This is a genomic window from Streptomyces sp. 150FB (genome assembly GCF_000818195.1).
Lineage (GTDB): Bacteria > Actinomycetota > Actinomycetes > Streptomycetales > Streptomycetaceae > Streptomyces.
The window spans coordinates 2,065,611-2,066,815 of sequence record NZ_JTHL01000001.1 but is presented as its reverse complement, the minus strand read 5'-3'; the positions used below and the strand labels follow the sequence as shown (position 1 = coordinate 2,066,815).

Sequence of the window (1,205 nt, the reverse complement as noted above, 5' to 3'; positions counted from 1 at the left end):
GCAGCCCCGCCGCGAGATTGCCGAGCCCGGCCCGTACGGAGATCCGGGCCCGCAGCGGCAGCACGGCGGACTCGACCTCGGGCGCCCGGTCGGCCGCGGCGGCGATCTCGCCCGCGAGGGAACTCCAGGCGAGATCGATCGCGGCCCGCATCCGCCGGTCGGCGCCGAGCCCGTCGAAGAGACCACCGGCGGCGGTCAGTACGGTCCCCGCGGTGAACGCGGCCCACTCGGCGTCGTCGGAGGGCCCGAGCCGCAGCGGCTCGGGGGGCTGGTTGAGGGCGATGGGTACGGGGAGGGTGGTGGTCGCGTTCTGCTCGGCGAAGGTGTCCAGCTCCCGGGTCAGACGGCGCGTCCACTCGGGCATCCTGGCCGCCCGGTGCCGCGCGGCCGGCCACCCGGCGGCGTCACCGGCGGCGAGACCGAGGAGCAGACCCTCGATACGGCGCGGGCCGGAACCCGTACCCGCGTCGGCCTCGGCGGGAAGCGGCGCGGGTACGGAGACGGGCGCGCCCTGCGCCGTTGTTCGCGACTCACGACCGGAGCCCGTACTCGCCGTGGTCAGTCGCGTGTCCGGTGTCATGAAATCCACCCCGCGCCGGTCCCTTCAGCACCCGCGGCCCCGCCGAGCCCGACCAGCCCGACGGGCTCGGCGAGCTGGTCGTCGTAGGGCGTCAGCAGATCGGCGATGTCCAGCACGTGGTACCCCCGCATCGACGGCAGACAGCTCCCCCGCACCGGCCCGATCGCCGACGCCCACTCCGCCGGGATCGCCCCCGCCCCCGACAGCGCCCCGGCCAGCGCGCCGGCGACCGCCGCCGTCGTGTCGGCGTCGCGGCCCATGTTGACCGCGGTGAGGACCGACGTACGGAAGTCACCCCGCGCCGCGGCGAAGGCGCCGAAGGCCAGCGCCACCGCCTCCGGGGCCAGATCCGTCCAGGGGTAGCCGCCGATGACCACAGACGAGCGCAGCCCGCGCTCCATCGCCAGCGTGTCGTGGTACTCGCGCCGCGCCGCGACGACGCCCCGGCGCAGCGAGCGGGCCGTCCAGGAGTCCATCGGGATCACGGACAGCGCCGCGGCGATCACCGCCGCCGGGCTCGCGCCCGTCATCGCGGCGGCGACCCCGGCGGCCACGGCGCGGCCACCGTAGATGCCCTCCCCGTCATGGCTCACACAACCGTCCACCGCCACCAGCCGCGCGGCCT

The 1,205-nt window shown here is 76.3% G+C and carries 1 protein-coding gene and 1 pseudogene; both read right to left on the bottom strand.

Annotated elements, in window-relative coordinates; all coding sequences use genetic code 11:
• Positions 1–580 (bottom strand): annotated as a pseudogene (locus QR77_RS48385) (ADP-ribosylglycohydrolase family protein); the annotation flags it as partial.
• A partial coding sequence (locus QR77_RS48380; RefSeq protein ID WP_236710566.1) for an ADP-ribosylglycohydrolase family protein occupies positions 577–1,205 on the bottom strand: 629 nt, incomplete at its 5' end. The gene QR77_RS48380 and the pseudogene QR77_RS48385, both read right to left, overlap by 4 nt.